At 33.7% G+C, this 5216-nt stretch carries 3 protein-coding genes and 1 CRISPR repeat array; all 3 genes read right to left on the minus strand.

All coding sequences use genetic code 11. The features are described from left to right. Positions 1–3443: a CRISPR direct-repeat array (repeat unit 37 nt; unit sequence GTCACAATCCTTGTTTTACTGGAAGCTGTTCTGCAAT). A 309-nt stretch (positions 3444–3752) separates the two neighbouring features. Then, a complete protein-coding gene (gene cas1, locus Q9969_RS11535) occupies positions 3753–4757 on the minus strand; it encodes a CRISPR-associated endonuclease Cas1 (RefSeq protein WP_305557891.1) in 1005 nt (334 codons plus the stop codon). Beyond that, the gene (gene cas2 / locus Q9969_RS11540) at positions 4754–5035 is read right to left on the minus strand and encodes a CRISPR-associated endonuclease Cas2 (RefSeq protein WP_305557893.1); all 282 of its coding nucleotides are present in this window, start codon (positions 5033–5035) and stop codon (positions 4754–4756) included. Before cas2 ends, cas1 begins: the two co-directional genes overlap by 4 nt. Further along, on the minus strand, positions 5036–5216 hold a 181-nt coding region (locus tag Q9969_RS11545), incomplete at its 5' end, for a CRISPR-associated endonuclease Cas6 (RefSeq protein ID WP_305557895.1).

The following is a 5216-nucleotide window of genomic DNA, read 5'->3' on the forward strand; positions in this document are numbered from 1 at the left end:
GTCACAATCCTTGTTTTACTGGAAGCTGTTCTGCAATGCAAAAAACCTCCTCATTGGAGGACATGAAAACCAGTCACAATCCTTGTTTTACTGGAAGCTGTTCTGCAATATGATGTAGAAGAATCATGTGATTGGTTTTATTATGGTCACAATCCTTGTTTTACTGGAAGCTGTTCTGCAATCTTATAACCATATTTCCCAGCGTCAGCACTACTGGGTCACAATCCTTGTTTTACTGGAAGCTGTTCTGCAATTCTTCATGGCGGGTTTTTTCTAGTGTACTCCATATCGTCACAATCCTTGTTTTACTGGAAGCTGTTCTGCAATTTATGTTGGTTATACTATTTAAATATTTTATAATAAGTCACAATCCTTGTTTTACTGGAAGCTGTTCTGCAATATAATTCATCAAGTTTTAACAGTAATGAGTTATTGTCACAATCCTTGTTTTACTGGAAGCTGTTCTGCAATTGGAGCAAATAGACATAGATATCAACGTTAACACTAGTCACAATCCTTGTTTTACTGGAAGCTGTTCTGCAATTCAAAATGCAACTGGTTTGATTAAAAATTTCACTGGTCACAATCCTTGTTTTACTGGAAGCTGTTCTGCAATTGTGAAGGATGTTCCGGATGTATTGATGAGTTTATGGTCACAATCCTTGTTTTACTGGAAGCTGTTCTGCAATTTAAAAACATGCAAATCCTCAATCCTCGACAAAGCAGTCACAATCCTTGTTTTACTGGAAGCTGTTCTGCAATTAAATCAAATAAATATGGAATATCCGAGGAAGAAATGTCACAATCCTTGTTTTACTGGAAGCTGTTCTGCAATCTAGAAGAGATAACTATAAAACAAAGTGAATTTAATGTCACAATCCTTGTTTTACTGGAAGCTGTTCTGCAATTTCAATAACTGAAGAATATATCTGGGAGATCCACAAGTCACAATCCTTGTTTTACTGGAAGCTGTTCTGCAATAAAAATATTTTAAAGTATATAGAAAAAAATAAAAAGTCACAATCCTTGTTTTACTGGAAGCTGTTCTGCAATAAAACAAGTTTTTATATGACAATGCTAATGGTAACGTCACAATCCTTGTTTTACTGGAAGCTGTTCTGCAATTGGGTAAGGGTGGTACGGGCAAAAGCACAATAACTAGTCACAATCCTTGTTTTACTGGAAGCTGTTCTGCAATCCACTCATAGTGCACCAAATCACTAATCGGGAACAGGTCACAATCCTTGTTTTACTGGAAGCTGTTCTGCAATCAAAGAATTGTTTTTCGAGGATGGTGTAGAGGTCACGTCACAATCCTTGTTTTACTGGAAGCTGTTCTGCAATAAGGTCAGAAGGTCAGAAGGTCAGAAGGTCACAATCCTTGTTTTACTGGAAGCTGTTCTGCAATTATATTAGAGAAAAGTATAAAAAACTATTAAAAGGGTCACAATCCTTGTTTTACTGGAAGCTGTTCTGCAATCAATTATATCAGCCGATTTGAATTAAATAAGAAATAGTCACAATCCTTGTTTTACTGGAAGCTGTTCTGCAATATGGTGTAGAGGTCACCATCGAAAAGGAAAAAGACCGTCACAATCCTTGTTTTACTGGAAGCTGTTCTGCAATGCATCTACACGTGGCTATGTCCACGTGTGGAGTGGAGTCACAATCCTTGTTTTACTGGAAGCTGTTCTGCAATTAAAAGGCAAGCAAGCCTTATCGAAACAGAAAAAGAGTCACAATCCTTGTTTTACTGGAAGCTGTTCTGCAATAATTGTAATATTCGGCTATTTTAGCCTTTAATTCAAGTCACAATCCTTGTTTTACTGGAAGCTGTTCTGCAATCTAAAATTTGTAGATGGTGTAGAGGTCACCATCGAAGTCACAATCCTTGTTTTACTGGAAGCTGTTCTGCAATTTAATAATCCGAAGTTTTTACCGGTGCTTCCGTCAAGTCACAATCCTTGTTTTACTGGAAGCTGTTCTGCAATTGGTGTAGAGGTCACCATCGAAAAGGAGAAAGACCGTCACAATCCTTGTTTTACTGGAAGCTGTTCTGCAATTGAATTAGACGATTTTAAGTGGTAATTTAAAAAAAGTCACAATCCTTGTTTTACTGGAAGCTGTTCTGCAATAAAAGGAGGTGAAAAAAATGGATTATAGATTCACCAGTCACAATCCTTGTTTTACTGGAAGCTGTTCTGCAATGTAAGGTCAAATTTACAGGTTATTTGAAAAAATAGCGTCACAATCCTTGTTTTACTGGAAGCTGTTCTGCAATAAGGAGTTGGTTTTATGCTAGGTGCTTAAAAAGCATGTCACAATCCTTGTTTTACTGGAAGCTGTTCTGCAATCCATTTAAAAGGAGGTGAAAAAAATGGATTATAGATGTCACAATCCTTGTTTTACTGGAAGCTGTTCTGCAATAAAAAAATACATTTAGCCTGTTTTAACGAATTTAAAGTCACAATCCTTGTTTTACTGGAAGCTGTTCTGCAATGATAAGAAGGATAATATAGCCTTTTATCGTTACTGTGTCACAATCCTTGTTTTACTGGAAGCTGTTCTGCAATTAATGATTTTCTTATAGAAGGCTTAAAGAATAAAGGGTCACAATCCTTGTTTTACTGGAAGCTGTTCTGCAATACGTCGCACGGCGACGTGGCGGTTCGAAAAATAAAGTCACAATCCTTGTTTTACTGGAAGCTGTTCTGCAATCTAAATAGAGGAGGATGTATTCAATTATGCATCCGGTCACAATCCTTGTTTTACTGGAAGCTGTTCTGCAATTTGAATAAAGAGATAATTACGGAGGTCTTAAGAGCGTCACAATCCTTGTTTTACTGGAAGCTGTTCTGCAATCAAACACATCCTAGGCGTTCGCCTCTGTATTGGACCGTCACAATCCTTGTTTTACTGGAAGCTGTTCTGCAATTCGAATTGGAGAAATGAATGAAGAACAAATAGAAGAGTCACAATCCTTGTTTTACTGGAAGCTGTTCTGCAATATAAAGTGGATTATAGATTCACCATCATAGATGGTGTCACAATCCTTGTTTTACTGGAAGCTGTTCTGCAATAGGATATAAACCCAGTCCTCGAGAAACAAATATTAGTCACAATCCTTGTTTTACTGGAAGCTGTTCTGCAATGTATAAAGAAGTAATGTTTAAAGATGGTGTTGAGGTGTCACAATCCTTGTTTTACTGGAAGCTGTTCTGCAATATAACTACCACTCCAGACATGGACATAGCCCATGTGTCACAATCCTTGTTTTACTGGAAGCTGTTCTGCAATTTTATGTTTGATAAAATTTTAGGGCTCGTTACAAGCGTCACAATCCTTGTTTTACTGGAAGCTGTTCTGCAATGAAATTAATAGATATCATTGGGAAATATGTATATTTGTCACAATCCTTGTTTTACTGGAAGCTGTTCTGCAATAGCCCAAAAATTTTCTTATTTGAAGCTATTACATACTGAGAAGACCTCAATTTTCAACCCTTGTGTGGGAATCATAAAATAATGATTCCTATATAAAGATATGCACACTTAATATAAAAACTTTTTTAATAATTTAAAAAAATAAACATGAATAAAAAATAAAAATAAAGTTAATTATCAAAAATTTTGATAAAAATAATCCATTAATCCAAATTTAATAAAATTAAAGAACATGAATAAAAAAATAAAAATTAATAAAAATATGGCACATCACTGAAAAATCATCAAAAATTGTTAGGTTCCCACGTTTCACCATCTTAAATAAAATGTTTTAAATTGTTTATTATACATTAAAAAATCCACAATATTTTTTGATTCGACTTCAATGTAATCTGAGTATGATTTTTTAATTCCATTGAAAGTAACTTCTGTATTTAATTTATCTAAGATAGATTTGACGAGTAATTTTCGACAGTCCCCGCCAATGTATACAAAACCATTTTTTATTTCAAAATCATCTTTTTCAATTTGTCCTAAATTAATTAGTTTCAAAACACTTTTATCAACAATTTGCTGTCTAAACTCTTCCATTACATCAAAAACTAAGCTAGTTCTACCATACGAATCAGAATGTAAAAACCCTGCATAAGGATCTAAACCAGACATATGAAGCGATTTTAAAACTTCTGATGCTAAAATTGCATATGCATAATTCAACATTGCATTGACAATGTCTGGAGCTCCTCTGCCGCTGCGATTTATGAAATCTAAATCATCACCAATAATATATCTGAATCCCTGCCAGTATTCTTGTGAAGCCAAACCTTCAATACCGAAAATTTCAGACCTTATTCTTTCAGACGGCCTATTTTTAATATCTTTAATAGCTTTAGATAAGTTATCCAGTTTGCTTTTTTGAGTTTCTAAAAATTCAATGCCTCCACGTGATCTTGATAGAGAACCAAGTGTTGCTTTTTGATTTTTGATTTTGGATTCGATGAATTTTTTAGCTAAATATCCGCTTCTAGAATCATTTAGAGAAAAATACTGTTGTTTTCTTATTTGTACATTATTGTGTTCTTTTGACGCTAATCTATATTTTATATTTCCTCTCCAATCAATGGCTATTAAATCGACATTAGCTTCTGCTAGAAGTGATATGGCATCGAAAGTCACTGCACCCTTTCCTAAAATGATAATTTGTTTTAAATCCTTAGGCAAGAAATAATCAACCTCCGTTCCATCCTCCTTTATAAGAATTTGATTATCTCTTTTAGAAATTGACTTATTAAAACCATCAATAATTAATCTCATAAAAATCTGTATGTTAAATTATCATGAGGAATATCAGCATCGCCTTCAAGTAAAATTGATTTTTTACAATTTTCACATAATGGAAATATTACAATACTATCACTATCATTTGAAAGAAATGTTTTAATATCACTTGCAAGATTTGAACGTTCAATGTTTTCAAGATAACCAATGAAAACTGATTTCTGAAGTCTTTTTAAACCATAAAACTGTAATTTTTTGATTAAATATGATCTTGAAGTATTATCAGTTATATCATAAACAACAACTGTTAACATTTATTCCTCATCAATAATCTGTTTTACACAGCCAAATCCTTGAGAAACTCCTTTACCTAATCCAAAAAAATCAGGAATATCATAATAAATTTTAAACTCACCGGTGAATGCATTCATTTTAACACCTTTATATTTAACAATTTTTTCATTGAAATGAGTTTTTGCATATAATTTCTTATTA

Origin of the sequence: Methanobrevibacter sp. V74 (genome assembly GCF_963082495.1) — an archaeon.
Lineage (GTDB): Archaea > Methanobacteriota > Methanobacteria > Methanobacteriales > Methanobacteriaceae > Methanocatella.

Excerpts from the sequence above, each read along its gene's own strand:
- cas1 (WP_305557891.1), bottom strand. The coding sequence starts at position 4,757 with ATGAGATTAATTATTGATGGTTTTAATAAGTCAATTTCTAAAAGAGAT.
- cas2 (WP_305557893.1), bottom strand. The coding sequence starts at position 5,035 with ATGTTAACAGTTGTTGTTTATGATATAACTGATAATACTTCAAGATCA.